Source organism: Chryseobacterium taeanense, from assembly GCF_900099685.1.
GTDB classification, from domain to species: domain Bacteria; phylum Bacteroidota; class Bacteroidia; order Flavobacteriales; family Weeksellaceae; genus Chryseobacterium; species Chryseobacterium taeanense.
The window spans coordinates 82,320-107,523 of record NZ_FNDW01000004.1 but is presented as its reverse complement, the minus strand read 5'-3'; the positions used below and the strand labels follow the sequence as shown (position 1 = coordinate 107,523).

Here is a 25,204-nt window from a genome sequence, read left to right as displayed (position 1 = left end):
AAAAGGTTAATAAAAAAGTGAATCAATTTTTGTGAAATTTTGTAATTTTATTTATCTGTTTGTTTAGTACAAGCTTTTTAAAGTCACTTGCTTTTTATTAAAGCACCCATTGGGAAAGCTGACCTTCATTGGAGGGGCAGTGATAAACACAGCTTATACAGTGCATTCTACATCAGTACTGCACTCAAACAGATTAAACAACCTTAGTGAAGATGTAGCACTAAATAATTCAGGTTGTGAGAGAAGAAGCTCATTAACATTATTTATTCCCAGAAATGTTAATATTGATAGAATTTTAAGTTTCAATCCTCCTAATTTCAATTACCATAAGGACTGCTTTGTTTATATAATGCATATAATTTCCTCCATTCCCACGAGGGATTGGGATTTAATTGACAGAAATGGATTCACTGCAATAAATAAAGTAATATTGCAGAGAAGAATTCATGAATATAAACTTTACATTTCTTATTTAGTCTCAAATGGTATTTTAGAAGAAAACAGGCATTATGTTCCTGGCAAGAAATCTATGGGTTTGAAATTTAATAGTAGGTATCAATCTGAATTAATACCTATTCAAATTACTAAATGGACACTCATAAAAAGTATTACTGGCTATCATTCTAATGTTAACATTGAGAAAACTGAAGAAATTCACTTTTTGAAAAAATGGTTCAACTGCAAAATTCAAGTTGATTTGGAAGGTGCACAGATATTTCTTACTCAATTAAAAGAGCAAGAAATTGAGTCTGGTAGTTTACATGCACAGCAAGCATATAATTCAAGAATACTTCCTTTACTGGAACTTATTCAAGGAGAATATTCTTTTGGTGTAGATAACACAGGCTTTAGGCTTCATACAAATCTTACAAGAACAATGAAGGAATTAAGAAAGTACATCAAATATGATGGAAACAAACTTCACTCAATTGACATAGTAAATTCTCAGCCTTTTTTAGCAAGACCATTATTCCAATTAAATTACTTTAATAGAAATAAAATTTACGATAAGATATTAAATCAAAGATTAACAACCCAAGCAAATTACCCTATTATGTTAGTAGAAAAAATTGAAAGGGTAACAAATCAACAAGATGTAATAAATTATCTTGAAATGGTAACAAATGGTGAGTTCTATGAAAAATTTGGTGAAATATTAGTTCAAAATGAATTATTTGATGGAGACATTCAGAATACTTCTGTTAGAGATACTGTTAAAGAAATTACTTTTGCAACTCTCTACAGTCCGAACACTGCTATGGCTTATAATTCAGAAGTAAGAGTATTTTCAAATGTTTTCCCTAATGTTTATGAAATGATTAAACTAATAAAGCTTGGTCATGGAAATCATAGGGCTTATTCAATTTTATTGCAAAGATTGGAGGCTGAATTAATTCTTGATAAAATCTGTAAAAGGATTAGTCATGCTTATCCTCAAATCCCAATTTTCACAATTCATGATTCCATTGTAACTATTGAAAAATATGTTCCAATAGTGGAAAATTTCATGAAGAAGATTATGAGGATTAATGTGGGAGCTAGTCCTGTGCTTAAGATTGAAATATGGGAATAATTATTACTGAACTTCTTTTGTGGGCTACTTTTAGGAGTAGCCCATTTTATTTAATTTGGAATTTAACCTACCCATCTGCTCACTCACTTTCTTATTTACAATCTTAGCATACGATTCCTGAGTAATGGAAATTTTAGAATGACCTAAAAGCTCACTTACAATTTCCATTGGCACATCATTATAAAGTAATACAGTAGTGGCGAAAGTTCTCCTTGCAAGATGATGAGTAAGTCTTTTATCTATTCCAACTATATCAGCTATTTCTTTCAAGTAGACATTGAACTTTTGATTACTTAAACTTGGTAATACTTTTATCTCATCTGCATTATTATATTTCTCAATAATCATCTTACTTTTATTAAGCAAAGGAATTGACAAGATTTGTTGAGTTTTAGCTCTCTTCATATTAATCCATTCATTACCATCAAAACCAATTACAATATGAGATTTTTCCAGATTAGTCATCTCATTATAAGCTAATCCAGTATAGCAACATAATACAAACATATCTGCTACTATTTGTAATCTCTCTGCTTTAAACTTGTACTTCTCAAGTTTACTCAATTCTTCTGTAGTTAAATAAACTATCTCTTTTTTGACATGCTTTACTTTGTAGCTAATAAATGGTTCTTTATTTATAATATCTTGAGATATAGCAAGCTTGACTATCTTTCTGAACCTCTGTATCATCTTGTTAGTAGTTGCAAGAGCTAAAGACCTCTCTGCCTTTAGGAAGAATTCATAATCTTGAATAAATTTTAAATCCAAATCTTTAAAATGATAGTCTCCCTTATTAAAAGAGTACTTAATAAAGTCTTTTAATAGTTGTCTTGCTTGTTTAAACTTCCATAAGGTTGCTATAGAATATTCCTTATCAATCAGCTTTTCAATTCTATCATTATGTTCTTGAAAGAGCTGTAATATAGTTTTATTCCTTTTAGGAGCATCTCCTTTGTACTGCAAGAAAATATCTTCCACATCAAACTCTTCTTCATTAACCTGTAAAAATAAAAAAGCCTGATTAATTTCGTTCTTAATCAGGCTTAATTGAGAATTGATAAAAGTATTCTCTTCATTAGGTGGCTTAGCTTTCTGCTGTTTGTTATTCCAATAATTAGGGCTTATGAATAACCCTAAAGAAAACTCTTTCCTATCTTGTTGGAATGTAATCCTACATCTTATAGGGCATTTTCCTTGTTGATTTATTTTAACTTTTTGCAAAAGAAAAAGTATTGATAATTTATTGTTATTCATTGATTTATAATTTAGAATATGGTACACCAAAATAGAAAAATGGTACACCTAATAGAATGCCTTTTAGACAATCAAATTAATTTGAAAATTGATAAAATGTTGAGTATTTAAAAACCCAACAGTATAGTAAACTATTGAAAAACAGCCTTAGTAACAAAAAAGCACCTACAGATTGTAAGTGCTTGATTTAAAAAGTGGTCCCACCTGGGCTCGAACCAGGGACCACCTGATTATGAGTCAGGTGCTCTAACCAACTGAGCTATAGGACCGCAAAATTGGTTGAATTTTGTGATTGCAAAAATAGGAAAAATTCTGGCACTACAAAATTTTTTATTGCTTTTCTTGACAAAGTTCTACCAAGACACCATTGGTACATTTAGGATGAAGAAAGACAACCAATTTATTATCAGCACCTTCTTTTGGTTCTTCAGAAATAAAATAAAAACCTTCTTTTTTTAATCTGTCGATCTCTGCCAGTATATTTTCAACCCCAAAGGCTAAATGATGAATGCCTTCGCCTTTCTTATCTATAAATTTTGATATCGGACTTTCTTCTTTACTCGCTTCCAAAAGCTCAATTTTACTTTCTCCTGCTGTATAAAATGAAGTAACGACCCCTTCTCTTTCCACAGCTTCTTTTTTATACGATTCTTTACCTAAAAGTTTCGTAAAAAGCTCATCGGAAACTCCCAAAGATTTTACCGCAATACCTATATGTTCTAATTTCATAAATTTTATAATTAAATTGTAAATTTGATAAAGCTTCAAATTTTCAAAGGATCAATTCAAACAAAAGTACTAAATTTGCACAACTTATGGAAAGTAACAGACAACGAAAAGTAGCACAGATTATACAGGAAGACTTCGCAGAGCTTTTCCGCAAGCAAGCTGCAGAAAGCAGACAAAGTATTTTGGTATCGGTTTCCGATGTAAAGGTGACTGCAGACCTTGGTATTGCCAAAATTTATTTAAGTATTTTCCCTCAGGAATTTCGTTCTGCCGTGATGAAAGAAATTGAAGAAAATAAAGCTCAATACAGAAACTTTATCGGTCAGAAAATGGCAAAACAAGTACGTGTGATCCCTAATTTGAATTTTTATCTGGACACCGCCCTTGATGATGTAGAAAGATTAGACCGGGAATTAAGAGGTGAAGGCGACAATCCTATTCTGTAAAACTTGAAAAACATTGCATTTTATATAGCTTCCAGGTACCTTTTATCTAAAAAAGGAAGTACTGCCGTTACATTTATTACATGGCTGGCCGTAGGTGCCATGACAGTTGCTGTTACCGCAATGTTTGTGATTATTTCTGTTTTCTCAGGGCTGGAAGACCTTAACCAGGAGCTGATTTCTAATCTCCATGCAGATCTTACGATCAAAAGCACTAACGGAAAAACATTGAAGGATTTCGATAAAATTAATTCAGTACTTAAAAACAATAAGGAAATCAGTCATTTTTCCAGAGTAATTGAAGAAAAGGTATATATCAACTACAACGGAAAAGGCGATATTGCTTATCTGAGAGGTGTTGATTCTGCATACACCAAGGTAAACCCTATTGATAAAGATATTTTCTACGGATCTTATCCTACTTTTAAATATTCCAATGAGGTTTTAATGGAAAACTCCCTCGATAACAGGCTTTCCATTCCGGTATCACCCAGCTCGGGATATGCAACGGTTTTTATGCCTAAACCAGGAACCGGAATTATCAATAGAGAAGAAGATATTTACAATAAAAAAGATATTCTTGTAACGGGAATTTTCTCCGGAAAAGATCAGCTCGATAATTACATTATTTCTCCTATTGAGCTGGCCGAAGAATTATTAGATCTCCCAAAACACTCTGCTTATCAGATTGTAGTTAAGCTTAAAAACCCTGACAATACCAATACTGTAAAACAGCAGCTTCTCTCTGCTCTCGGAAAAAACATCGAAATTAAAACCAAGGAAGAAGAAAATGCGGCGTTCTGGAAAATGATTAATACAGAAAAACTGTTCATTTATCTCATTTTTGCATTGGTAATATTCATAACTACCTTTAATCTTGCGGGAGCCATTATCATTTTACAACTGGATAAAAAACAACAGGCTAAATCTCTGGTTTCTCTGGGCCTTCCTTTAAGCCATCTGCGGCAGATCTATTTTTATACCGGAATCCTTATCGTTGTATTAGGAATCATTTCCGGGCTTATATTAGGAACTGCGCTTTGCTATTTCCAGCAATATACCGAATTCTTCAAAGCAAATGAAACGCTACCTTTCCCTATAAAAATTGTCGGTAAAAATTATTTAATTGTTTCCCTTACCGCAGGACTCTTCGGATTTGGCATTTCATGGGTGTTTTCTAAAATAGGTAAAGATTATATTACTAAAAATTAATATATTAAATATTCATTTTTTCGTACCTTTACGCCCCAATTTTTAAAAATGAAACGTACTTTATTCTCTTTATTGATGAGTTTTGCATTTACCAGTGTATTCGCTCAGATTCCTACCGGATATTATGACGGAACTGCCGGTCTTTCCGGCGCTGCATTGAAAACAAAGCTTAAACAAATCATTACAAACGGACATGTCGATCATGGTTACGGTGGATTATGGACAGGCTACCAGACAACAGATCGTGATAATATATCAGGAATTCCCGGCCTTGAAAATGACGGAACCATATTAGACATATATTCTGAAAACCCAACCGGAACAGATCCTTACACCTACAATTACAGCGTCAATCAATGCGGAAGCTATAACGCAGAAGGCAGTTGCTACAACAGAGAACACATTGTTCCGCAAAGTTTATTCAACAGTGCTTCTCCGATGGTTTCTGATATTAATTTTATCAGGCCTACCGACGGAAAGGTAAATGGAATGAGATCAAACTACCCGTTCGGAGTAGTGGGAAATGCAACTTACACGTCTCTGAATGGCTCAAAATTAGGAAATTCTGTTTCACCGGGATATTCAGGAATTGTTTTTGAACCGGTGAATGCTTTTAAAGGTGATGTGGCAAGAATGATTTTATATTTTGTAACAAGATATGAATCTCAGCTTTCAGGCTTCGAAACCGGAAATATATTAGGAGGCTCTGCATTTCCAGGCTTGCAGACTTGGGAACTCAATCAGTTATTGGCATGGCACGCTGCAGATCCTGTTTCACAGACAGAAATCGCCAGAAATAATGCTTCATACGCCTATCAAGGGAATAGAAATCCGTACATCGATCATCCTGAATATGTTAATCAGATATGGGGAACTCCTGTTGTTGACACTCAGGCACCCACAGCTCCTACGAACTTAGCTACCAACAACCCTACTGCAAATTCAATTTCTTTAAGCTGGACGGCCTCTACTGATAATATTGGAGTGACCGGATATGAAATTTATAAGGACGGAAATTTATACACAACCGTTACAAGTACGACGGCCACTGCTTCCGGATTGAACCCTTCTACAACTTACAATTTCTATATCATTGCCAAAGATGCTGCAGGGAATTCGTCTACAGCCAGTAATACAGCATCCGGAACAACTCTTGCCGGAGGCCAGCCTGGAGGAAGCTGTGGAACAGAAGATTTTTCGGGTATTCCTGCATCTGCTACAAATTATACTACCAGAACCTGGACGAGTAATAATATTTCCTGGACGGCAACAGATGCAAGAACAGATCAGACGATCAATGGTAAAGCCATCACCATTCAAAACGGATATCTTACCAATACAAGTGCAGCAGCGGGAGGAATTCAGAGCTTAACGGTGACCACACAATTAAAATTTTCGGGATCCGCAAACTCATTAAACGTTGAAATCAATGGAACTCAGGTAGGAACAATTCCTTACAGCTCAACTGTCGGAACATTTACGATTAACAATATTAATGTAGCCGGAAACGTGACTATCAAAATTACAAATCCTGTTTCCGGGAATAGAGTTGCTATTGACGACCTGAGCTGGACGTGTTACAGCACATTGGGAACAACAGAAACATCAAAAAATAATACAAACTTCTCTATTTACCCGAATCCTGTAAAAAACAATGAGCTTTTTGTAAGAGGCGAAAACCTTAACAAAATCTCAAAAGCACAGATTTTTGATCTTTCCGGAAAGTTGATTGAAACAATAGAAAATCCTTTCAGAAATTCAAATAAAATAAACCTTAAAGGATTATCAAAAGGGAATTACATTCTTGCAACAGACTCTTTTTCTGCTAAATTCATCGTAGACTAAGACTTGAAAAATATTTTATAACAAAGACCGGTTTTGTCCGGTCTTTTTTTTTATTTTTATAGTATGGATTCCAATAAAAAATTAGGACTGATCGGAAGAAATATTTCTTATTCTTTCTCTAAAAAATTCTTTGAAAATAAGTTCCAGAAACTCATGCTGAAAGGATATTCCTACAACATTTATGACTTAACAGAGATTAATGAAGTGGATGATATTTTCTCCGTTCCCGGGCTTCTTGGTTTCAACGTAACGATTCCCTATAAAGAAAAAATCATCGACTATCTGGATAACCTGAGTGACGAAGCTGAAAAAATTGGTGCCGTAAATTGTGTTTTAATTGAAAACGGAAAAAAAACAGGATATAATACAGATGCTTTCGGATTTGAAAAAACATTGCTTCTCCATAAAAAAGATCATCAGAATTCAGCGATCATTTTAGGAAAAGGCGGAGCTGCAAAGGCTGTAAAATATGTATTGGACAAACACAATATTCCATCACTGACAGTTTCAAGAAACACTGAAATCAACTACGAAAATCTTAACAAAGAAACTGTTGAAAAACACAAAATCATCATTCAATGTACACCTGTAGGCACTTTTCCCAATATAGATGACTGTCTGGAATTTCCGTTTGACGGGATAACGAAAGACCACTTGGTTATCGATCTCATATATAACCCAAGCTACACACAATTCATTATTAAAGCTTCGGAAAAAGGGGCCAAAACAGTGAACGGATATTATATGCTTGAGCAACAAGCAGAAAAAGCTTGGGAAATTTGGAATTTTCAAAAAAAATAACATAAATTAGTACTATAATTGGCTTTTTTGCTATATATTTAGAGGATATATTTAATTGCCACTCACAATAAACGATTTGCTATGATTACAGAAAACAACCTTTCTGAAAACGAGGAAAATAAGAATTCTAATCCAATGCCTCAGGAAGAAACTTCGGAAAATGTCACACCTAAGGAAGAGAACGTCCAACATGACGAAAATGAACATGAGGAACAACATGAAGAGGTCGATATCTCTCTCGCTGAAGCTTTGAAGGAAATGGAAAAAATCATCAACGCTCCAAATGCCGGTGAAAATTTCAAAAAATTTAACCAGCTGAAAGATAAAGCAAGTCACTATATCCATGATGAAGTGGAAGACAAAAAACATGAATATACAGATGCAGGAAATGCTCCTGAGACCTTTAGCTATGAGCATCCTTTGCAGGCAAGATTTTCAGCTTTGGTAAATATTTTCAGAGAAAAGCAGGACACTTACCAAAAGGGGCAGGAAGAAGAACAGAAAAAAAACCTTGAGCATCGCCAGAATATTATTGAAAGACTTAAAAATCTTTATACCAATTCCGAACCGGGAACCAATCTTTTTAAATCGATAAGAGAAATTAAAGAAGACTGGTCTAATGCAGGTCAGGTTGCTAAATCTGAATTTAAAATTCTTAATAACAATTATTTCCATCATTTGAATCAGTTTTATCAAATGTTAGATTTAAATAAAGAATTTCTTGAGCAGGAATACAGCCATAATCTTGAAAAAAGACAGCACATCATTGAGCGTGCGAAACAGCTGGAACACGAACCTGTCATTCAGAAAGCACTCAACGAACTTCAATACCTTCACAAGCTGTGGAAGGAAGAAGCGGAGCCTGTAGCCGAAGAATTCCGTGAAAAAACATGGGAAGAATTTAAGGAAATCTCCAACAAAATTCACGAAAGAAAATCTGAACTTTCGGCAGCGATTGAAGCAGAACAAAACGAAAATCTGGAAAAGAAAAACCAGATTATTGCTGAAATAAAAAAACTTTCAGAGCCGTCTGAAAATCCTAACCACAATTACTGGCAGAACGCCATCAGAAAGGTTGAAGAACTTCGTTCTGAATTTTTAAAAACGGGAAGCGTTCCGCGAAAACTTTCCAATCAGAACTGGAACGATTTTAAAACAACCCTTCGATCTTTCAACACCACTAAAAATACTTATTACAAATCATTAAAAGGCTCTCAGCAGAATAATCTGGAAGAGAAATTAAAATTAATTCAGACTGCCAAAGACAATCAGGATAATGAAGAATGGGACATTGCGGTTCCGCTATTTAAGAAACTTCAGGAAGACTGGAAAAAAATTGGACATGTTCCCAAAAGCATGACGAATAAAATCTGGGATGAATTCCGTGATGCTTGTAATGCTTTTTTTAATAATTATCGTGAAAAAAGTAATGTTTCTAATGACAACTGGAAAGATAATTACAAGCAGAAAAAGGCTATTCTTGAAGAATTGAAAACGGTGAGTAACGAGGAAGGAAGCATTGAAAGAATAGAAGCCATTAAAACAGCATGGAACAACATCGGTAAAGTACCGAGAGAGAAAATTTCGATTAATACGGAATTTAACAAAACGCTGAGAGAAAAGCTGAAGCTCAATAAAATCAACGAACTGGAACTGAAAGAAGAAGGATTATCTGAAAACCAACTAACGGATAAAGCCCGAAAAATGAAAAACCAGATTTCTGAACTTGAGGCTGAAATCGTGAAGCTTGAAAATAATCTCTCATTCTTTAAAAACCCTTCTAAAGAAAACCCTTTATTAAAAGAAACTTTTGAATCGATTGACGGGAAAAAAGCTCAACTGGAAACATTAAAACAAAATCTCCACAGCATTATTGCTGGAGAATAGTATAATTTAAAACCTAAAAAAGCGGAGCAAAGTAATTTGTCTTCGCTTTTTTCATTCAATATGCAGGACGAATTTTATATTAAAAGATGTATTGAACTTGCCGAAAAAGCCGTTGGCAAAACTTATCCCAACCCATTGGTAGGAAGTGTTATTGTGCATAATGACAAAATTATCGGGGAAGGATATCATCATAAAGCCGGTGAAAATCATGCTGAAATCAATGCCATCAATTCAGTGAAGGACAAATCTCTGATTTCTGAATCAACCATTTATGTTTCACTGGAACCTTGTGCCCATTACGGAAAGACACCACCCTGTGCTTTAAAAATTAAAGAATTGGGGTTCAGAAAAGTCGTAATCGGCGCAATGGATTCTCACGATAAAGTAAACGGAAAAGGAAAAAAAATCATTCAGGACGCAGGAATCGAGGTTGTTTCTGGAGTTTTAGAAAAAGAATGCCTGAATTTAAATAAAAGATTTTTTACTTATCACGAGAAAAAAAGACCTTATATTATCCTGAAATGGGCTGAATCCGGAGATGGGTTTTTAGACAAGGATTTTAAACCTTTTTCAATTTCAAACTCTTTGGTAAATCAGTTTGTTCATCAACTTAGAGCTGATGAACACGCCATTCTTATAGGAACACAAACTGCTTTAAACGACAATCCAAGTCTTACCGTGAGAAATATAGAAGGAACAAATCCTGTAAGAATCTTAATTGATTTTGACCTTAAAGTCCCCCGGGATTTCAACATTTATAATAATGAAGCGAAAACTATTGTTATTAATTCCATAAAAGAAGAAATCCAGGATCATATTCACTTCATTAAAATCGATAAAGATAATTTCCTAGAGAAGTTAATGAATGTTTTATATAAAGAACAGATTCAGTCTGTGATTATTGAAGGGGGAAGATTCACGTTACAACAATTTATTGATGAAGAACTTTGGGATGAAGCTATTGTCATTAAAAATGAAAATTTAAAGCTTGAAAACGGTACAAAAGCGCCATTAATTCCAAGCCATAATAAGCCTATTAGAAGCGAAAAATTCAGAGACAACATTATTGAATTTTATAAAATTAGAACGATAACAGTTTAATAATCAAAATTTAACCTAAAAAATATTTAATAAATATCACTATACTTTGAAATTAATTATTTAAATTTATGATGAACTAAAAAAACTATACATCATGAAAAATTTAAAAAAACTTTCAAAGAGAGAATTGAAATCTGTAAACGGAGGAATTCCAAACTGTTATTTTGACATTGTACTTAATCAAATGGTTTGTCCTTGCAATCCGCATCTTTATTACGACTGCTTTGGAAGATGTATTCCGCTCGATCAGGCATGTGCCTATCCCGAAATTGAACTATAACATCTCCTGGACCGCAGAATAAAAAATTAACGTTGAAACAAATTATAGAGAACTTTAATGGTTCTCTTTTTTTTATCCTTTAAATATTTCTTATAAAAACTTTACCTTTGAGAAATAATTAAACAATTCCACTCAGAATCATTCTTCTATTCAATATGTTCAGTTTTAAAACAATAGAATTTCCGGTCGAAAATACTTTATTAAAAGAAAAAGGCAGCAAATTTATCGGGTTTGCATTTCCGGTAAACAATGAAGAAGAACTTAAAAATGCTTTAGAAAAAATCAGAACAGAACATCCTAAAGCCACACATCATTGTTACGCCTTTAGAATAGGTCTTAATGGAGAAAATTATCGCGCCAATGACGACGGAGAACCATCAGGGAGCGCAGGTCTTCCTATTTATAATCAATTATTAGCCAATGAAATTACTAATGTACTGGTGATTTCCGTACGTTATTATGGCGGAACAAAATTAGGAGTTTCCGGTTTGGTAAAAGCTTACAAAGAATCTGCAAAGATTACCATTGAAGAGGCAAATATTATTACAAAAGAACTGGAGATAGTTATAGAAATTACCTTTAATTTCAACCAACAAAATATCATTTTCACACTGCTTTCAAAATACGACGCAAAAGTGTTGAATTTCGATGCCGATGAGCAGTGTCTTGTCACCGCTTCTATGAAACTGTCACAAAAAGAAAGCATCTCAGACAAATTGTCAGAGATGCAATATATTACTTTTAATTTTAAAGATTATTAATCTCTTCTTCCTCCCATCAATAACGAAGCAAAATAGAGCAATTGTGCAAGAGAACCTATAGCAGCTACAACGTATGTTCTTGCAGCCCATTTTAGACTGTCTTTTACCCCAACATATTCCTCGGCTGTTACGGTTCCTGTATCTCTTAACCATTTCATTGCCCTGTTACTGGCATCATATTCTACAGGTAATGTTATGAATGCAAAAAGAGTTGTGAATGCAAACATTATCACTCCTATTGCCAATACAAGTCGGTTACCGGTCGGATTTTCGATAGATCGTGTCGCAATCATAATCATGACTCCTGCGATAACTACAAACTGCATCAGATTTGAGCTGATCTGCACAATAGGAACAAGTTTTGAACGCAGCTGTAGCATTGAATACCCTACTTTATGCTGAACGGCGTGTCCGCATTCATGGGCTGCAACAGCAGCAGCAGCTGCATTTCTTTGCATATAAACGGCTTCGGAAAGATTTACAGTTTTATTCTCAGGATTGTAGTGGTCTGTCAGTTGTCCGGGAACCGATATTACCTGGACATCATTAATTCCATTATCTCTAAGCATTCTTTCTGCAACCTCTTTTCCGGAAAGTCCGTTTCTAAGGTGTATTTTAGAATAATGTTCAAACTTTGATTTCAATTTCCATGAGACATACCAGCTCACAGCCATTGAAACAATAATAATCAGGTAATATCCACTCATCTTAGTAACTTTACAATATATTTTCACACGATAAGATGTAAAAACTGTGCCAAAGTATTACATTTAATTGGTTATATTTGCTCATTAATTTGTCTTTAAAACCATGTCTAAAGTTTCAGTAATTGAAGTAAAAAACACAGCACAGTTAAAGCAATTTGTTAAGTTTCCAATGGATCTTTACAAAAACAGTCCGTATTATGTTCCATCATTCATTAATGACGAAATTAATATCTGGAATCCTGCTGAAAACCCCGCCATGCAATATTCTGAAGCGAAACAGTTTCTGGCTTTTAAAAATGACAAATTAGCCGGCAGAATTGCCGTGATAATAAACCACAAAGAAGAACGAGAGCTTGGAATAAGAAAAGTTCGGTTCGGATGGATCGATTTTATTGATGATATCGAAGTATCAAAAGCATTGATTGATACTGCAATCGCTTACGCTAAAGAAAAGAATATTGATAAAATAGAAGGTCCGATGGGCTTCACCAATCTTGACAAAGCAGGAATGCTGACTTTAGGATTCGATAGACTTGCCACCATGATCGGAATTTACAATCATGAATATTATCCGAAACATCTTGAAAAATTAGGCTTGACGAAGGAAAAAGAATGGGTGGAATTTGAGCTTCAGTTCCCTGAAGTATTGCCTGATAAAATCCACAAATTCAACGAACTGATTTCACAAAAATACAAGCTTAAAGTTTTAAACTTCAAATCAAAGGAAGAAATTATTGAATATGTTGACCCTATGTTTGATCTTCTGGATGAAACCTATAAGCATTTATCTACCTACACCCCTATTTCCGATGAACAGCGCAAAACGTACAAGGAGAAATATTTTAAGTTAATCGATAAAGATTATATTGTGTGCGTTGCAGATGATGCAGATCAGCTCATTGCTTTCGCCATTACCATGCCTTCTTACTCAAAGGCTTTACAAAAATCAAAGGGAAAATTACTGCCTTTCGGTTGGTGGCATTTTCTGAAAGCCGGAAAAAAGAACGACCGGGCAAACTTTTATTTAATAGGAATCCATCCTGATTACCAGCGAAGAGGCGTTACTTCCATCATTTTTAAGGAAATCTGGAAACTTTTCAGGAAAAAAGGAGTAAAATACTTAGAAACCAATCCGGAATTGGAAGAAAACAAAAGCGTTCAGCTTTTGTGGCAGGATTACGGCCCGGTTAACCATAAAAGAAGGCGAACGTATTCTTTAAATATTAAATAATTTTTTAACTTAAAAAAGTAGACTTATTTGTCTTGATTTATGAAAATCCATCTTATTATTTTTGGAGTTTTAATTGCAGGATTCATCATTTTTAATATTTTCCTGCAATCGGGAGATGACAGAACTGATACTGCTGTTAATATTATTTATGCAAGTATATTGTTTGGCTATATTTCTTTTATGGCCTATTCTCTCCTCAAAAAAATGAAAAAATAAGCACTATTTTTATTCATTCTAAATTATCGGTTTTCTTCATTTTGAAGCGACTTTTAAGTCGATAAATTTCATGCTTTCTTGTTTATTCGCTAAATTTGCAAATTGAGATAATAATGCAAAAATGAATTTACCTGAAAGTTATATTCCAATCCTTATACAAGCAGCTGTTGCGATAGGGTTCGTAGCCATTTCATTGCTTGGAGCGCATTTTTTAGGTCCGAAACAGAAAAAAGGAAATTCTGTAAAAAACCAAAGCTGGGAATGTGGAGTCCCGGTAGAAGGAAATGCAAGAACACCGTTTTCCATTAAATACTTTTTAACGGCGGTATTATTCGTATTATTCGATATTGAGATCGTATTTTTTTATCCGTATGCTGTCAACTTCAGAGAATTCGGGATGGAGGGATTCCTTGCCGTTCTTACCTTTGTGGCGATTTTCTTTATGGCATTTTTCTATGTCTGGAAACGTGGCGCATTAGATTGGGATAAATAACGAAATAGAAAGTTTAAATAAGAATTTTAGAATATAAGAATCTCTGTAAAACTAACATTAACATTGATTTTTAATCTAAAAAGAAATCTTAAATCAAAAAAATGTCAGATAACAAACCAGTAATAAGAACAGATGCACCTGCTCCGGAAGGATTTGAAGGAGAAGGGTTTTTCGCAACGAAACTGAGCAGTGTAATCGGGATGGCAAGAAAGTTTTCGCTTTGGCCGTTGCCTTTTGCAACCTCTTGTTGTGGTATCGAGTTTATGGCTACCCTGAACCCAACATATGACGCTTCAAGATTTGGTATGGAAAGAAACTCTTTCTCACCAAGACAGGCAGATATGCTGATGGTTTGCGGAACTATATCTAAAAAATTAGGACCAGTCCTAAAAGAAGTTTACACTCAGATGGCAGAGCCGAAATGGGTGGTAGCAGTTGGAGCATGTGCTTCCAGCGGTGGTATTTTTGATACCTATTCTGTCTTGCAGGGTATCGATAAAATTATTCCGGTAGACGTTTATGTTCCGGGGTGTCCTCCAAGACCGGAGCAGATCATAGAAGGTGTAATGCAGGTTCAGGCTTTGGCAGAAAGCGAAAGCATCAGAAGAAGAGATATGCCTGAATACCAGAAATTATTAGATTCTTACAACATAAGCAACTAACGGAAATGACAAACGAATTTGTATTAGAAGCAATCACAAGAGAATTTCCGGAATCCGTAATCTCGAGTTCAGAGCCTTATGGAATGCTGACAATTGAGGTAAAAAAGGAAGATATTAAGAAGATTATACATTATCTTAAAGATTCATCTTTAGAAATTAATTTCCTTACAGATATTTGTGGAATCCATTACCCTGAATACCCTGAAAAAGAAATCGGAGTGGTTTATCATCTGCATAATATGATGACTAATTTCAGATTGCGTCTTAAAATCTTTATGTCCAGGGAAAATATCGAGGTCGATTCTCTAGTGGAATTATACGCCGGAGCCAACTGGATGGAAAGAGAAACTTATGATTTCTTTGGAATTAAATTTAAAGGACATCCTGATCTCAGACCTATTTTGAATATGGAAGATCTCGGATACCATCCAATGTTGAAGGAATATCGTTTGGAGGACGGCACAAGAACCGACAAGAACGATAGTATGTTTGGAAGATAAAAAATAATGCAATAAGCAGTAAGCAATAAGCAGTAAGCTTAACGCCTAATGCCTATAGCCTAAAGCATTTAAATTATGAAAGATAACTCATTATCTAATATACTAAACCAGTACGACAGTAAGGAGCAGATTGACGGACAATTATACACCCTCAATTTAGGACCCACTCACCCTGCAACGCACGGGATTTTCCAGAACATTTTAACGATGGACGGAGAAAGAATCCTTCACGCAGAGCAAACGGTAGGTTATATCCACAGAGCATTTGAGAAAATTTCTGAAAGAAGAAACTACGCTCAGATCACTACCCTTACCGACCGTATGAATTACTGTTCTGCACCGATCAATAATTTAGGGTGGCACATGACAGTGGAAAAGCTAATCGGAGTTGAAGTTCCAAAACGTGTAGATTATATGCGTGTAATTTTAATGGAGCTTGCAAGAATCGGTGACCACTTGATCTGTAACGGTGTAACCGGGATGGACTCCGGAGCAATCACAGGTCTTACTTATATGTTCATCGAAAGAGAGCGTATTTATGATATGTACGAGCAGATCTGCGGAGCAAGAATGACAACCAATATGGGAAGAATTGGAGGTTTTGAAAGAGATTTCACACCAAAATTCCATGAGTTGATTAAGGATTTCCTTAAAACTTTCCCGCCAAGATTTAAAGAATTCTGTACTCTATTAGAAAGAAACAGAATTTTCATGGACAGAACCATCGGGGCAGGAGCTATTTCTGCAGAAAGAGCATTAAGCTATGGTTTTACTGGTCCAAACCTACGTGCAACGGGGGTAGATTATGATGTAAGAGTCGCACAACCATATTCTTCTTACCAGGATTTCGACTTTATTATCCCTGTGGGAACTGCAGGTGATACTTACGACCGTTTCATGGTTCGTCAACAGGAAATCTGGGAATCCATTAAAATCATCAAACAAGCATACGAAAATCTTCCTGAAGGACCATTCCACGCAGATGTCCCTGATTTCTATCTTCCTGAAAAGGCTGATGTTTATCAAAAAATGGAAGCGTTAATCTACCATTTTAAAATTGTAATGGGAGAAACAGATGTACCAAAAGGTGAAGTATATCACGCTGTGGAAGGTGGAAACGGAGAATTAGGTTTCTATTTAGTTAGTGATGGCGGAAGAAGCCCTTACAGACTACACTTCAGAAGACCATGTTTTATCTACTATCAGGCATATCCGGAGATGATTACAGGTTCTGTAATTTCTGATGCGATCGTGACTATGTGTAGTATGAATATTATTGCGGGAGAATTAGACGCATAATTGAAATTATAAATTTTAGATTTTAAATTAATCTAAAATACTTGTTCAAGATAAATTATAAAAAATGATAAGATTTTTAGACTATGATTTTTAATCTAAAATCTAGAATCTAAAATCTAAAATCTTTAGATATGAGCGAAACAATAGCTTTTAAACCGGAAAGTTTAGCACAGGTACACAAAATTATCGCAAGATATCCTGAGGGAAGACAAAAATCGGCTCTTATTCCTGTACTTCACGTAGCACAAAAAGAATTCGGAGGATGGTTAGACGTTCCAGTAATGGATTATGTTGCAGAATTATTGAATATTAAGCCAATTGAAGTATATGAGGTTGCAACTTTCTATACGATGTTCAATATGAAGCCGGTTGGTAAATATGTTTTGGAAGTTTGCAGAACGGGACCTTGCATGGTTTCAGGAAGTGAAAAAATCCTTAATCATATCAGAACTAAACTGAACATTAAAGACGGAGAAACGACAGAAGACGGAATGTTCACCTTAAAGCCTGCTGAATGCCTTGGCGCTTGTGGATATGCGCCGATGATGCAGTTAGGAAAGTTCTTTCATGAAAATTTAACGATAGAAAAAGTAGACGAAATCCTAGATCTTTGCAGAGAAGGACAAATCGCTTTAGACTAATAATATATTATGGAAAACCAACATCTTACATACTTCAAGGTAGAAAACTTCAAGAAATTTGATTCTCTTGAAGTGAAAGATATTGGTCAATTTAATTTAATTGTTGGAGATAATAATGTGGGGAAAACGTGTTTTCTGGAAGCGTTATTATTTGATAAAAGTAAAGCCTTATTTGCAATTAATATTTTAGATTCTTTACGAAGAAGAGGTCTCTTGGAATATAAAACTTCAGCGGATAATAACATTTCAATCACAAGTTCATTAAATGAGCGGAGGATAAAAAATAGAATTCTAAAAAATGTTGACGAAGGTGTTGCGATTTTTAGTTATATAGATGAAAAGGATCAAAATTTATTAAATAAAATTATTCTGAAATCTAGTTTTTACTCTTCAAAAAGAATAGATAATGATTTAGATTTTTTCCACAACAATATATCTTTTGATGAAATTAAAAATGTTTCAAAATATTTAAATATAACTCCATTTATAGGTTTCAATTCTTTATTCACTGAAGATATTTATTCTTTATATAATAACATTAAAACCAAAAGCGATAAAGAAAATTTAATAAGAACTATACAAGTAATTGATACTAATATAATTGATGTTGAATTAAGACAGAACTTTGAGGATTTAAATTTAGTTTTTCTGCTGAGCTTTAAAAATAAAGATGAATTTATTCCTGTTAATTATTTAGGAGATGGATTTAAAAGGATTTTTTATATTATTTTAAAAATAATGTCTCTTAAAGGAAAAAGGATAATGATTGACGAAATTGAAACAGGCATTCATTATAGCAGACAAAAAGATTTTTGGTCAAATATTCTTAAAATTTGTAATGAATTAGATGTTCAATTATTTGCTAGTACTCATTCTAAGGAGTGCATTCAAGCATTTTACGAAGCAGGCAAAGAGTTAAATGAACAAAAAGATATTAGATTAATAAGTTTACAAGAAGGAGAACAAGATAAAATTTATAGTACAACCTATAATTTTAAAAATATAGAAGCAGGACTATATTCTGACATAGAATTAAGAGCATAATGAAAGAATATGGTGAAAATAAAATATTTGTAGAAGGAAAATCAGACAAAATTTTTATAGATTTTCTACTTTTGCATTTCTTTAAAATTGATGACAAAAGCATTGTTGTGGATGTTGAAGGAAAAGACAAATTAAAAAACAGTCCATTACTGATTAATGAGAGAAGACGTTCGGAAAATTCTCAAAATCTAATAATATTTGATACAGACAGTATAGATAAAAAAGGTGGAAGAGAAGAAAGATTAAAAGAACTTAATGAGATTAAAACGCTTTTAGAAATTGAATTTTCTATATTCTTATTACCATTTAATGATGAGAATGAAGGAATGTTAGAAAATCTGATTAATACTTGCTTTAAGGAAGAGTTTAATTTTTTTGATGACTGTTGGAATTCAATGATAGCTTGTATTGAAAGCAGTGAAATTAAAAATTTGAATATTCCAGCTCAGCATGGATTTATATATTCAAAGATTGATTTATTCAGAAGGTATCAAGTTGAAGGAATTGGAGATGATAAATTAAAAATCCCATATCAAAGTTTGGACATTTGGAATTTTGAAAGAGATAAAAACAAAAATTTAGATAAACTGCTGAAGTTTATAGAAAATAATTTATTTAATAATTAGTAATGAGTAAAAAACTTTTACTTAAAGACGCACATATAGAAGGTATCCGCTACTTTGAAACTTACCGTAAGCAAGGAGGTTACACAGCAGCTGAAAAAGCCTTGAAAATGACACCGGACGAAATTCTTGAAGAAGTAAAAGCTTCCGGACTTCGTGGACGTGGTGGAGCAGGATTCCCAACAGGGATGAAATGGAGCTTTTTGGCAAAACCTGAAGGCGTTCCGAGACACTTGGTAGTCAATGCCGATGAATCTGAACCCGGAACTTTCAAAGACAGATATCTTATGGAGTTTCTTCCTCATCTATTGATCGAAGGAATGCTGATTTCATCGTATTGTTTAGGTTCAAACACTTCTTATATCTACATTCGTGGCGAATATTCATGGATTCCGGATATTCTGGAAGAGGCAATTGAAGAAGCGAAAGCAGCAGGATTTTTAGGTAAAAATATTTTAGGAACAGGTTTCGACCTTGAAATCTATGTTCAGAGAGGTGCAGGAGCCTATATTTGTGGTGAGGAAACCGCATTGCTTGAATCTCTTGAAGGAAAAAGAGGAAACCCAAGATTAAAACCGCCATTTCCGGCTGTGAAAGGACTTTGGGAGAGACCAACAGTAGTTAATAACGTTGAATCTATCGCAGCAATTGTTCCGATCATTGATATTACAGGTGCTGAATACGCTAAAATCGGTGTTGGAAGATCTACAGGTACAAAATTAATTTCTGCTTGTGGAAACATCAACAAACCAGGAGTTTATGAAATCGACATGACCATTACGGTTGAAGAATTCATATACTCAGATGAATATTGCGGCGGTATTAAAGACGGAAAAAAATTAAAAGCTTGTATCCCCGGAGGAAGCTCAGTTCCGATCGTTCCTGCTAATTTATTATTAAAAACCGTAAACGGAGAACCAAGATACATGAACTACGAATCATTGGCAGATGGTGGTTTTGCTACCGGTACCATGATGGGTTCAGGAGGTTTCATCGTATTGGATGAAGACCAGTGTATCGTAGAGCATACCATGACTCTAGCGAGATTCTATAATCACGAAAGTTGCGGACAATGTACTCCTTGCCGTGAAGGAACAGGTTGGATGTATAAGATTTTAAAGAAAATCGAGAAAGGAGAAGGAAAAATGGAAGATATCGATCTGCTTTGGGATATTCAGAGAAAGATCGAGGGAAATACAATTTGCCCATTGGGTGACGCTGCGGCTTGGCCTGTTGCAGCAGCAATCCGTCATTTCAGAGATGAATTTGAATGGCATGTTAAAAACCCAGAATTGTGTTTAACACAAAATTACGGATTGGCGCATTATGCAGACCCAATCCCTGCTGTTGAGAATAATGCTTAAAATGAAACAGATATTAGCAATCGGTCTAATAGTGTCGGGTTTTGCTTTCGGACAAGTCAAAAAAGACACAATAGAAAAAGAATATAAATTGGAGGTTGCTCCATTTAAAGCTGAAAAAAAAGAAAAGCCTTTACCACTAAGCAAAAAAGGACAGGTTTTCGTTTTTTACGGATGGAACAGAGGAGCATTCAGTAATTCTGATATTCATTTTACCGGAAACGGTTATGATTTTCAGTTGAATAATGTATCTGCAAGAGATAAACCAACAAAGTTTGGGATTGTATATTTTGATCCAAGCTGGTTTACAGTAACGCAGTATAATTTCAGATTAGGATATTTTATTAAAGATAATTTAGCCCTAGTTTTAGGGATTGACCATATGAAATATGTAATGAAGCAAAATCAGACGGTTGATTTTTCAGGATATATTTCAGATCCGAAATATGCGGCGATGGTACAGAACGGTCAAATAGATTTATCTAGTGGCGAATTTCTCACTTTTGAGCATACAGACGGATTGAATTATGAAAATTTAGGTCTTGAAAAATATAAGAATCTGGTTCATAAGAAAAATATAGATTTGGTATGGTCTTACGGAGCCGGACTCGGGTTCATGTTTCCGAAAAGTAATGTGAAGCTTTTTGGTAATGACAGAAGCGACCGTTTTCATGTTGCCGGAATGGGAACCGATCTTAGATCCAGCTTAAACTTAGTTTTCTGGAAAAACTGGATGGTAAGAGCAGAGGCAAAAGCCGGATATATCAATATGTGGGATATCAAAACTACATTAAATAACAAACCGGATAAAGCCCGTCAGGATTTTGTTTTCGGACAGGTTTTAGCAGGAATCGGATATACATTTAATACGAAGAAGTATAATTAAAATATAGCTTAATGGCTAAGGCATAAGCGAAAAGCATAGAATATGAGCGAAGAGGTTAAAAAATTTAAAATAACTATAGACGGACAGACTACCGAAGTTTTGCCTGGTACTTCTATTCTGGAAGCAGCAAGACAAATCGGTGGAAAATCTGTACCTCCTGCAATGTGCTATTACAGCAAGTTGGAAACCAGTGGAGGAAGATGCAGAACTTGCCTTGTGGAAGTTTCTAAAGGATCGGAAGCAGATCCGCGTCCTATGCCAAAATTGGTTGCAAGTTGCAGAACCAATGTAATGGATGGTATGGAAGTAAAAAACCTTACTTCCGAAAAAGCTCAGGAAGGCAGAAAAGCGGTGACTGAATTTTTATTGGTTAATCACCCATTAGACTGCCCTATTTGTGATCAGGCCGGTGAATGTCATCTTCAGGATCTGGGATATGAACATGGTGTTGAAAATACAAGAACTGAATTCGAAAGAAATACTTATGAAGCTGATGATCTTGGCCCGCACATTAAATTAAACATGAATCGTTGTATTCTTTGTGCAAGATGTGTCTTGGCTGCCAATCAATTAACAGGTGAAAGAGAACACGGAATTTTGTTCAGAGGAGATCATGCTGAAATTTCTACTTATTTAAATAAAGCTTTGGATAATGATTTCATTGGAAACGTAATCGACGTTTGTCCGGTTGGAGCATTAACAGACAGAACAGCCCGCTTTGCAAGCAGAGTTTGGTTTACAAAGCCAATGAATGCGTCTTGCAATTGCGATAAATGTTCAGGTAAAGCTGTAGTTTGGATGAAAGGTGACGAAATCGTAAGAGTGACTGCAAGAAAAGACCAATGGGGAGAGGTTGAAGAATTTATCTGTGATACCTGCCGTTTCGAAAGAAAAGAACTTTCTGACTGGAACATTGAAGGTCCTAGACATATCGACAGACATTCTGTAATTTCATTGAACCATTACGAAAAGCCAAAAGATGAACTAAGAGTTTTAGACAATCCAATGGCTAAGGAAATCAGTGAAAAAGACGAAAAATAAATTTTAATTTAAATAAGATTACGGATTTCAGAAACAGATTTAATCTAATTTCTAACTTCTAATATCTAACATCTATAAAAATAAAAATGGATTTACTTACATTTAAACTTATACTTGTATTAGCACTTTTCCTGCTTTCATTAACGATCGCGGCCTACTCTACCTGGGCAGAGAGAAAAGTTGCTGCCATTATGCAGGACCGAATCGGACCCAACAGATCAGGACCTTTCGGATTGCTGCAACCTCTTGCTGACGGTGGAAAGTTTTTCTTTAAAGAAGACTTTACCCCTGCCAATGCAGAAAAATTCCTTTTCGTATTGGGACCGGCTTTAGTAATGTTTATATCATTAATCACAGGAGCAGTTATTCCTTGGGGTAAAAGTTTAAATATTGCAGGTACTTCTTATGATCTTCAGGTTGCCAATATCGATGTTGGTGTACTTTTCATCATCGGAATGGCTTCAATTGGTGTTTACGGAATCATGATCGGTGGCTGGGCTTCAAATAACAAATACTCATTATTAGGTGCCATCCGTGCTTCTTCTCAGATGATTTCTTATGAATTGGCAATGGGATTGGCTTTACTTTCTATCATTATGATGACAGGAAGTTTAGATTTAAAAGAAATTACTGCGAGCCAGACGAATGGAAAACTTTGGGGTGTTATTCCTTGGGTTTCCGGTCTTAACTGGAATATTTTCTACCAGCCAATTGCTTTCCTGGTGTTTATCGTAGCAGCTTTAGCAGAAACAAACAGACACCCTTTCGATTTACCTGAGTGTGAATCTGAATTGGTAACAGGATATTCTACAGAATATTCATCCATGAAATTAGGATTGTACATGTTCGGTGAATACGTGAATATGTTTATTTCTAATGCTTTCATGGTGGTTCTTTTCTTCGGAGGTTACAATTATCCTGGAATTGAATGGGTAACTCAACACTGGGGTGAAAACACTGCAGGAATTTTAAGTATCGTAGCATTTTTAACCAAAACGATAATCGGAATTTTGATCTTTATGTGGATCAGATGGACGCTTCCGAGATTCAGATATGACCAGTTAATGCACTTAGGTTGGAAAACGTTGATTCCAATGGCATTGGTGAACTTGCTGGTTACAGGAGCTGTAATTTTAGCATTTGGAAATTAACAATTAAAATTAATTAAGATAACGGACAAGATTAGTCTAAAATCTGATGTCTAACATCTAACATCTATAATTAAATGAAACTTACGAACAGATCAAAAGTTGTTTCTAATAAGGAAATGACCCTTGCTGAAAAAATCTACTTGCCTGCAATTTTTACAGGAATGGGGATTACATTCAAGCATGCTGTAAGAACCGTATTGAAAGGTGCTCCTGCCGTATATTCGTATCCGGAGGTACAAAAACCTAGAGCAGATATCTGGAGAGGTCAGCACGTTTTGAAAAGAGACGAAGAAGGCAGAGAAAGATGTACGGCTTGCGGACTTTGTGCGGTAGCATGTCCTGCAGAAGCAATTACGATGACTGCTGCTGAAAGAACTAAGGAAGAAAGAGATCTTTACAGAGAAGAAAAATATGCTTCAGTATATGAAATCAATATGCTAAGATGTATTTTCTGCGGAATGTGTGAAGAGGCTTGTCCGAAATCTGCCATCTATCTTACTGACAGACTGGTAGACGTGGAAACCAACAGAGGTTCTTTCATTTACGGAAAAGATAAATTGGTTGAAAAAATAAATGAAAGGATTGATATCACAGAAAGACAATCCGAGAAACAAAAAAATGCGGTAAAATAATGGATCAGTTTTTATTTTTCTTGGTGGCGTTTTTAGCAGTGGCAAGTGCGGTGTATTTCGTATTTGCGAGAAATCCTTTATATGCTATTTTGTCATTAATTGTTACGATGTTTTCTATTGCGGGTATGTACATTCTGCTGAATGCACAATTCCTTGCGATTATCCAGATTATTGTTTACGCCGGAGCCATCATGGTATTATTCTTATATATCCTGATGATGCTTAACCTTAATAAACAAGACGAAAGTAAGAAGAACAATACTTTAAAATTTATTGGAGTTTTTACAGCTGGTCTTTTATTAGTTGGAGTTTTAGGCGTGTTCAGAGGCGTTCAGCAAAACCAGGTTATGGTTGAAAATGTGGACGGAAGTGTTGGACTTACCAAAAATCTTGGAAGACTTTTGTTTAATGAATATGTTTTACCGTTTGAGCTTGCATCCATCCTTATTTTGGCAGGTATTGTAGGTGCGGTATTAATCGGTAAAAAAGATTTATAAAATTATGGGAGAAGTAAATACATTTATACAAAGCATCCCTCTGAATTATTTCATCATTCTTTCTTCTGTATTATTCAGTTTAGGAGTGTTGGGCGTATTGTTGAGAAAAAATGCGATTGTTATTTTGGGTTGTGTAGAGCTTATGCTGAATTCTGTAAACCTTTTATTGGCTGCTTTTTCAGCATATAAAGGAAATGGCGACGGACAACTTTTAGTTTTCTTCATTATGGTGGTGGCTGCTGCGGAAGTAGCGGTAGGTCTGGCAATTATTGCTATGCTGTATAGAAATACCCGTTCTGTTGATGTAAGTATATTTAATAAATTAAGAGGATAA

Annotated in this window: 28 protein-coding genes and 1 tRNA gene; 25 read left to right on the top strand and 4 right to left on the bottom strand. The window is 34.8% G+C overall.

Going from position 1 to position 25,204, the window contains the following annotated elements:
* The first annotated feature begins 109 nt into the window (after positions 1-109).
* Positions 110-1,573 (top strand): hypothetical protein, encoded by a 1,464-nt coding sequence (locus BLR30_RS07620; protein WP_139164607.1) that lies wholly within the window; start codon positions 110-112, stop codon positions 1,571-1,573.
* Between the two features lie 30 nt (positions 1,574-1,603).
* On the opposite strand, the gene BLR30_RS07615 is transcribed toward BLR30_RS07620, so the two are convergent.
* From BLR30_RS07615 to mce, 3 genes are all read right to left on the bottom strand, one after another.
* On the bottom strand, positions 1,604-2,827 hold the full coding sequence (locus tag BLR30_RS07615) for a site-specific integrase (protein WP_089856736.1): 1,224 nt from the start codon (positions 2,825-2,827) through the stop codon (positions 1,604-1,606).
* A gap of 195 nt (positions 2,828-3,022) precedes the next feature.
* A tRNA-Ile gene (locus BLR30_RS07610) sits at positions 3,023-3,096 on the bottom strand.
* Positions 3,097-3,157: 61 nt separating this feature from the next.
* Positions 3,158-3,556, bottom strand: coding sequence for a methylmalonyl-CoA epimerase (gene mce, locus BLR30_RS07605; RefSeq protein ID WP_089856733.1), 399 nt, complete (start codon positions 3,554-3,556; stop codon positions 3,158-3,160).
* A gap of 86 nt (positions 3,557-3,642) precedes the next feature.
* On the opposite strand from mce, the gene rbfA reads away from it, so the two are divergent.
* The 8 genes from rbfA to BLR30_RS07565 all read left to right on the top strand — a co-directional run bounded on the left by rbfA (position 3,643) and on the right by BLR30_RS07565 (position 11,886).
* Positions 3,643-4,002: a 30S ribosome-binding factor RbfA gene (gene rbfA / locus BLR30_RS07600; protein ID WP_089856730.1), complete on the top strand. Its 360-nt coding sequence runs from the start codon at positions 3,643-3,645 to the stop codon at positions 4,000-4,002.
* Between the two features lie 3 nt (positions 4,003-4,005).
* Positions 4,006-5,211, top strand: coding sequence for an ABC transporter permease (locus BLR30_RS07595; protein WP_089856728.1), 1,206 nt, complete (start codon positions 4,006-4,008; stop codon positions 5,209-5,211).
* Between the two features lie 48 nt (positions 5,212-5,259).
* Positions 5,260-7,056, top strand: coding sequence for an endonuclease (locus BLR30_RS07590; RefSeq protein WP_089856726.1), 1,797 nt, complete (start codon positions 5,260-5,262; stop codon positions 7,054-7,056).
* Positions 7,057-7,119: 63 nt separating this feature from the next.
* Positions 7,120-7,857, top strand: a complete 738-nt coding sequence (locus BLR30_RS07585) for a shikimate dehydrogenase family protein (RefSeq protein ID WP_089856724.1) — start codon at positions 7,120-7,122, stop codon at positions 7,855-7,857.
* A gap of 81 nt (positions 7,858-7,938) precedes the next feature.
* A complete protein-coding gene (locus BLR30_RS07580) occupies positions 7,939-9,744 on the top strand; it encodes a DUF349 domain-containing protein (protein WP_175443623.1) in 1,806 nt (601 codons plus the stop codon).
* A 60-nt stretch (positions 9,745-9,804) separates the two neighbouring features.
* On the top strand, positions 9,805-10,845 hold the full coding sequence (gene ribD / locus BLR30_RS07575) for a bifunctional diaminohydroxyphosphoribosylaminopyrimidine deaminase/5-amino-6-(5-phosphoribosylamino)uracil reductase RibD (RefSeq protein WP_089856722.1): 1,041 nt from the start codon (positions 9,805-9,807) through the stop codon (positions 10,843-10,845).
* A 94-nt stretch (positions 10,846-10,939) separates the two neighbouring features.
* Positions 10,940-11,125: a bacteriocin-like protein gene (locus BLR30_RS07570; RefSeq protein ID WP_089856720.1), complete on the top strand. Its 186-nt coding sequence runs from the start codon at positions 10,940-10,942 to the stop codon at positions 11,123-11,125.
* A 155-nt stretch (positions 11,126-11,280) separates the two neighbouring features.
* The gene (locus tag BLR30_RS07565) at positions 11,281-11,886 is read left to right on the top strand and encodes an IMPACT family protein (RefSeq protein WP_089856718.1); all 606 of its coding nucleotides are present in this window, start codon (positions 11,281-11,283) and stop codon (positions 11,884-11,886) included.
* On the opposite strand, the gene BLR30_RS07560 is transcribed toward BLR30_RS07565, so the two are convergent.
* The gene (locus BLR30_RS07560) at positions 11,883-12,593 is read right to left on the bottom strand and encodes a zinc metallopeptidase (RefSeq protein ID WP_089856717.1); all 711 of its coding nucleotides are present in this window, start codon (positions 12,591-12,593) and stop codon (positions 11,883-11,885) included. The genes BLR30_RS07565 and BLR30_RS07560 overlap by 4 nt on opposite strands.
* Before the next feature lie 103 nt (positions 12,594-12,696).
* On the opposite strand from BLR30_RS07560, the gene BLR30_RS07555 reads away from it, so the two are divergent.
* The 16 genes from BLR30_RS07555 (at position 12,697) to nuoK (ending at position 25,204) form a co-directional block, all read left to right on the top strand.
* Positions 12,697-13,824, top strand: a complete 1,128-nt coding sequence (locus BLR30_RS07555) for a GNAT family N-acetyltransferase (protein ID WP_089856715.1) — start codon at positions 12,697-12,699, stop codon at positions 13,822-13,824.
* 39 nt (positions 13,825-13,863) lie between these two features.
* Positions 13,864-14,040, top strand: coding sequence for a hypothetical protein (locus BLR30_RS17690; protein ID WP_175443622.1), 177 nt, complete (start codon positions 13,864-13,866; stop codon positions 14,038-14,040).
* A gap of 121 nt (positions 14,041-14,161) precedes the next feature.
* On the top strand, positions 14,162-14,533 hold the full coding sequence (locus BLR30_RS07550) for an NADH-quinone oxidoreductase subunit A (protein WP_089856713.1): 372 nt from the start codon (positions 14,162-14,164) through the stop codon (positions 14,531-14,533).
* A gap of 101 nt (positions 14,534-14,634) precedes the next feature.
* Complete coding sequence (locus BLR30_RS07545) at positions 14,635-15,195, top strand: NADH-quinone oxidoreductase subunit B (protein WP_047397471.1); 561 nt, start codon at positions 14,635-14,637, stop codon at positions 15,193-15,195.
* A gap of 5 nt (positions 15,196-15,200) precedes the next feature.
* Positions 15,201-15,695, top strand: coding sequence for an NADH-quinone oxidoreductase subunit C (locus BLR30_RS07540; protein WP_089856711.1), 495 nt, complete (start codon positions 15,201-15,203; stop codon positions 15,693-15,695).
* Positions 15,696-15,770: 75 nt separating this feature from the next.
* Complete coding sequence (gene nuoD, locus BLR30_RS07535) at positions 15,771-16,994, top strand: NADH dehydrogenase (quinone) subunit D (protein ID WP_089856709.1); 1,224 nt, start codon at positions 15,771-15,773, stop codon at positions 16,992-16,994.
* A gap of 131 nt (positions 16,995-17,125) precedes the next feature.
* Entirely contained in the window at positions 17,126-17,635 is a 510-nt protein-coding gene (locus tag BLR30_RS07530) for an NADH-quinone oxidoreductase subunit NuoE family protein (RefSeq protein ID WP_089856707.1), read from the top strand.
* Between the two features lie 9 nt (positions 17,636-17,644).
* Positions 17,645-18,679, top strand: coding sequence for an AAA family ATPase (locus tag BLR30_RS07525; RefSeq protein WP_089856705.1), 1,035 nt, complete (start codon positions 17,645-17,647; stop codon positions 18,677-18,679).
* On the top strand, positions 18,679-19,305 hold the full coding sequence (locus tag BLR30_RS07520) for a DUF3226 domain-containing protein (protein ID WP_089856704.1): 627 nt from the start codon (positions 18,679-18,681) through the stop codon (positions 19,303-19,305). The genes BLR30_RS07525 and BLR30_RS07520 overlap by 1 nt, the downstream gene beginning before the upstream one ends.
* 2 nt (positions 19,306-19,307) lie before the next feature.
* A complete protein-coding gene (gene nuoF / locus BLR30_RS07515) occupies positions 19,308-20,666 on the top strand; it encodes an NADH-quinone oxidoreductase subunit NuoF (RefSeq protein WP_089856702.1) in 1,359 nt (452 codons plus the stop codon).
* 1 nt (position 20,667) lies between these two features.
* Positions 20,668-21,549, top strand: a complete 882-nt coding sequence (locus tag BLR30_RS07510; protein WP_089857157.1) for a hypothetical protein — start codon at positions 20,668-20,670, stop codon at positions 21,547-21,549.
* 42 nt (positions 21,550-21,591) lie between these two features.
* On the top strand, positions 21,592-22,590 hold the full coding sequence (locus BLR30_RS07505) for an NADH-quinone oxidoreductase subunit G (protein ID WP_089856701.1): 999 nt from the start codon (positions 21,592-21,594) through the stop codon (positions 22,588-22,590).
* A gap of 86 nt (positions 22,591-22,676) precedes the next feature.
* A complete protein-coding gene (gene nuoH, locus BLR30_RS07500; RefSeq protein WP_089856699.1) occupies positions 22,677-23,741 on the top strand; it encodes an NADH-quinone oxidoreductase subunit NuoH in 1,065 nt (354 codons plus the stop codon).
* Between the two features lie 74 nt (positions 23,742-23,815).
* A complete protein-coding gene (locus tag BLR30_RS07495) occupies positions 23,816-24,373 on the top strand; it encodes a NuoI/complex I 23 kDa subunit family protein (protein WP_089856697.1) in 558 nt (185 codons plus the stop codon).
* Entirely contained in the window at positions 24,373-24,870 is a 498-nt protein-coding gene (locus BLR30_RS07490) for an NADH-quinone oxidoreductase subunit J family protein (RefSeq protein ID WP_089856695.1), read from the top strand. Before BLR30_RS07495 ends, BLR30_RS07490 begins: the two co-directional genes overlap by 1 nt.
* 4 nt (positions 24,871-24,874) lie before the next feature.
* A complete protein-coding gene (nuoK, locus tag BLR30_RS07485) occupies positions 24,875-25,204 on the top strand; it encodes an NADH-quinone oxidoreductase subunit NuoK (protein ID WP_029298757.1) in 330 nt (109 codons plus the stop codon).

What these genes read in the sequence shown, in the direction of transcription:
- BLR30_RS07615 (WP_089856736.1), bottom strand. Translation starts at nt 2,827, where the DNA reads ATGAATAACAATAAATTATCAATACTTTTTCTTTTGCAAAAAGTTAAA.
- mce (WP_089856733.1), bottom strand. Translation starts at nt 3,556, where the DNA reads ATGAAATTAGAACATATAGGTATTGCGGTAAAATCTTTGGGAGTTTCC.
- rbfA (WP_089856730.1), top strand. Translation starts at nt 3,643, where the DNA reads ATGGAAAGTAACAGACAACGAAAAGTAGCACAGATTATACAGGAAGAC.
- BLR30_RS07590 (WP_089856726.1), top strand. Translation starts at nt 5,260, where the DNA reads ATGAAACGTACTTTATTCTCTTTATTGATGAGTTTTGCATTTACCAGT.
- BLR30_RS07585 (WP_089856724.1), top strand. Translation starts at nt 7,120, where the DNA reads ATGGATTCCAATAAAAAATTAGGACTGATCGGAAGAAATATTTCTTAT.
- BLR30_RS07580 (WP_175443623.1), top strand. Translation starts at nt 7,939, where the DNA reads ATGATTACAGAAAACAACCTTTCTGAAAACGAGGAAAATAAGAATTCT.
- ribD (WP_089856722.1), top strand. Translation starts at nt 9,805, where the DNA reads ATGCAGGACGAATTTTATATTAAAAGATGTATTGAACTTGCCGAAAAA.
- BLR30_RS07570 (WP_089856720.1), top strand. Translation starts at nt 10,940, where the DNA reads ATGAAAAATTTAAAAAAACTTTCAAAGAGAGAATTGAAATCTGTAAAC.
- BLR30_RS07565 (WP_089856718.1), top strand. Translation starts at nt 11,281, where the DNA reads ATGTTCAGTTTTAAAACAATAGAATTTCCGGTCGAAAATACTTTATTA.
- BLR30_RS07560 (WP_089856717.1), bottom strand. Translation starts at nt 12,593, where the DNA reads ATGAGTGGATATTACCTGATTATTATTGTTTCAATGGCTGTGAGCTGG.
- BLR30_RS07555 (WP_089856715.1), top strand. Translation starts at nt 12,697, where the DNA reads ATGTCTAAAGTTTCAGTAATTGAAGTAAAAAACACAGCACAGTTAAAG.
- BLR30_RS17690 (WP_175443622.1), top strand. Translation starts at nt 13,864, where the DNA reads ATGAAAATCCATCTTATTATTTTTGGAGTTTTAATTGCAGGATTCATC.
- BLR30_RS07550 (WP_089856713.1), top strand. Translation starts at nt 14,162, where the DNA reads ATGAATTTACCTGAAAGTTATATTCCAATCCTTATACAAGCAGCTGTT.
- BLR30_RS07545 (WP_047397471.1), top strand. Translation starts at nt 14,635, where the DNA reads ATGTCAGATAACAAACCAGTAATAAGAACAGATGCACCTGCTCCGGAA.
- BLR30_RS07540 (WP_089856711.1), top strand. Translation starts at nt 15,201, where the DNA reads ATGACAAACGAATTTGTATTAGAAGCAATCACAAGAGAATTTCCGGAA.
- nuoD (WP_089856709.1), top strand. Translation starts at nt 15,771, where the DNA reads ATGAAAGATAACTCATTATCTAATATACTAAACCAGTACGACAGTAAG.
- BLR30_RS07530 (WP_089856707.1), top strand. Translation starts at nt 17,126, where the DNA reads ATGAGCGAAACAATAGCTTTTAAACCGGAAAGTTTAGCACAGGTACAC.
- BLR30_RS07525 (WP_089856705.1), top strand. Translation starts at nt 17,645, where the DNA reads ATGGAAAACCAACATCTTACATACTTCAAGGTAGAAAACTTCAAGAAA.
- BLR30_RS07520 (WP_089856704.1), top strand. Translation starts at nt 18,679, where the DNA reads ATGAAAGAATATGGTGAAAATAAAATATTTGTAGAAGGAAAATCAGAC.
- nuoF (WP_089856702.1), top strand. Translation starts at nt 19,308, where the DNA reads ATGAGTAAAAAACTTTTACTTAAAGACGCACATATAGAAGGTATCCGC.
- BLR30_RS07510 (WP_089857157.1), top strand. Translation starts at nt 20,668, where the DNA reads ATGAAACAGATATTAGCAATCGGTCTAATAGTGTCGGGTTTTGCTTTC.
- BLR30_RS07505 (WP_089856701.1), top strand. Translation starts at nt 21,592, where the DNA reads ATGAGCGAAGAGGTTAAAAAATTTAAAATAACTATAGACGGACAGACT.
- nuoH (WP_089856699.1), top strand. Translation starts at nt 22,677, where the DNA reads ATGGATTTACTTACATTTAAACTTATACTTGTATTAGCACTTTTCCTG.
- BLR30_RS07495 (WP_089856697.1), top strand. Translation starts at nt 23,816, where the DNA reads ATGAAACTTACGAACAGATCAAAAGTTGTTTCTAATAAGGAAATGACC.
- BLR30_RS07490 (WP_089856695.1), top strand. Translation starts at nt 24,373, where the DNA reads ATGGATCAGTTTTTATTTTTCTTGGTGGCGTTTTTAGCAGTGGCAAGT.
- nuoK (WP_029298757.1), top strand. Translation starts at nt 24,875, where the DNA reads ATGGGAGAAGTAAATACATTTATACAAAGCATCCCTCTGAATTATTTC.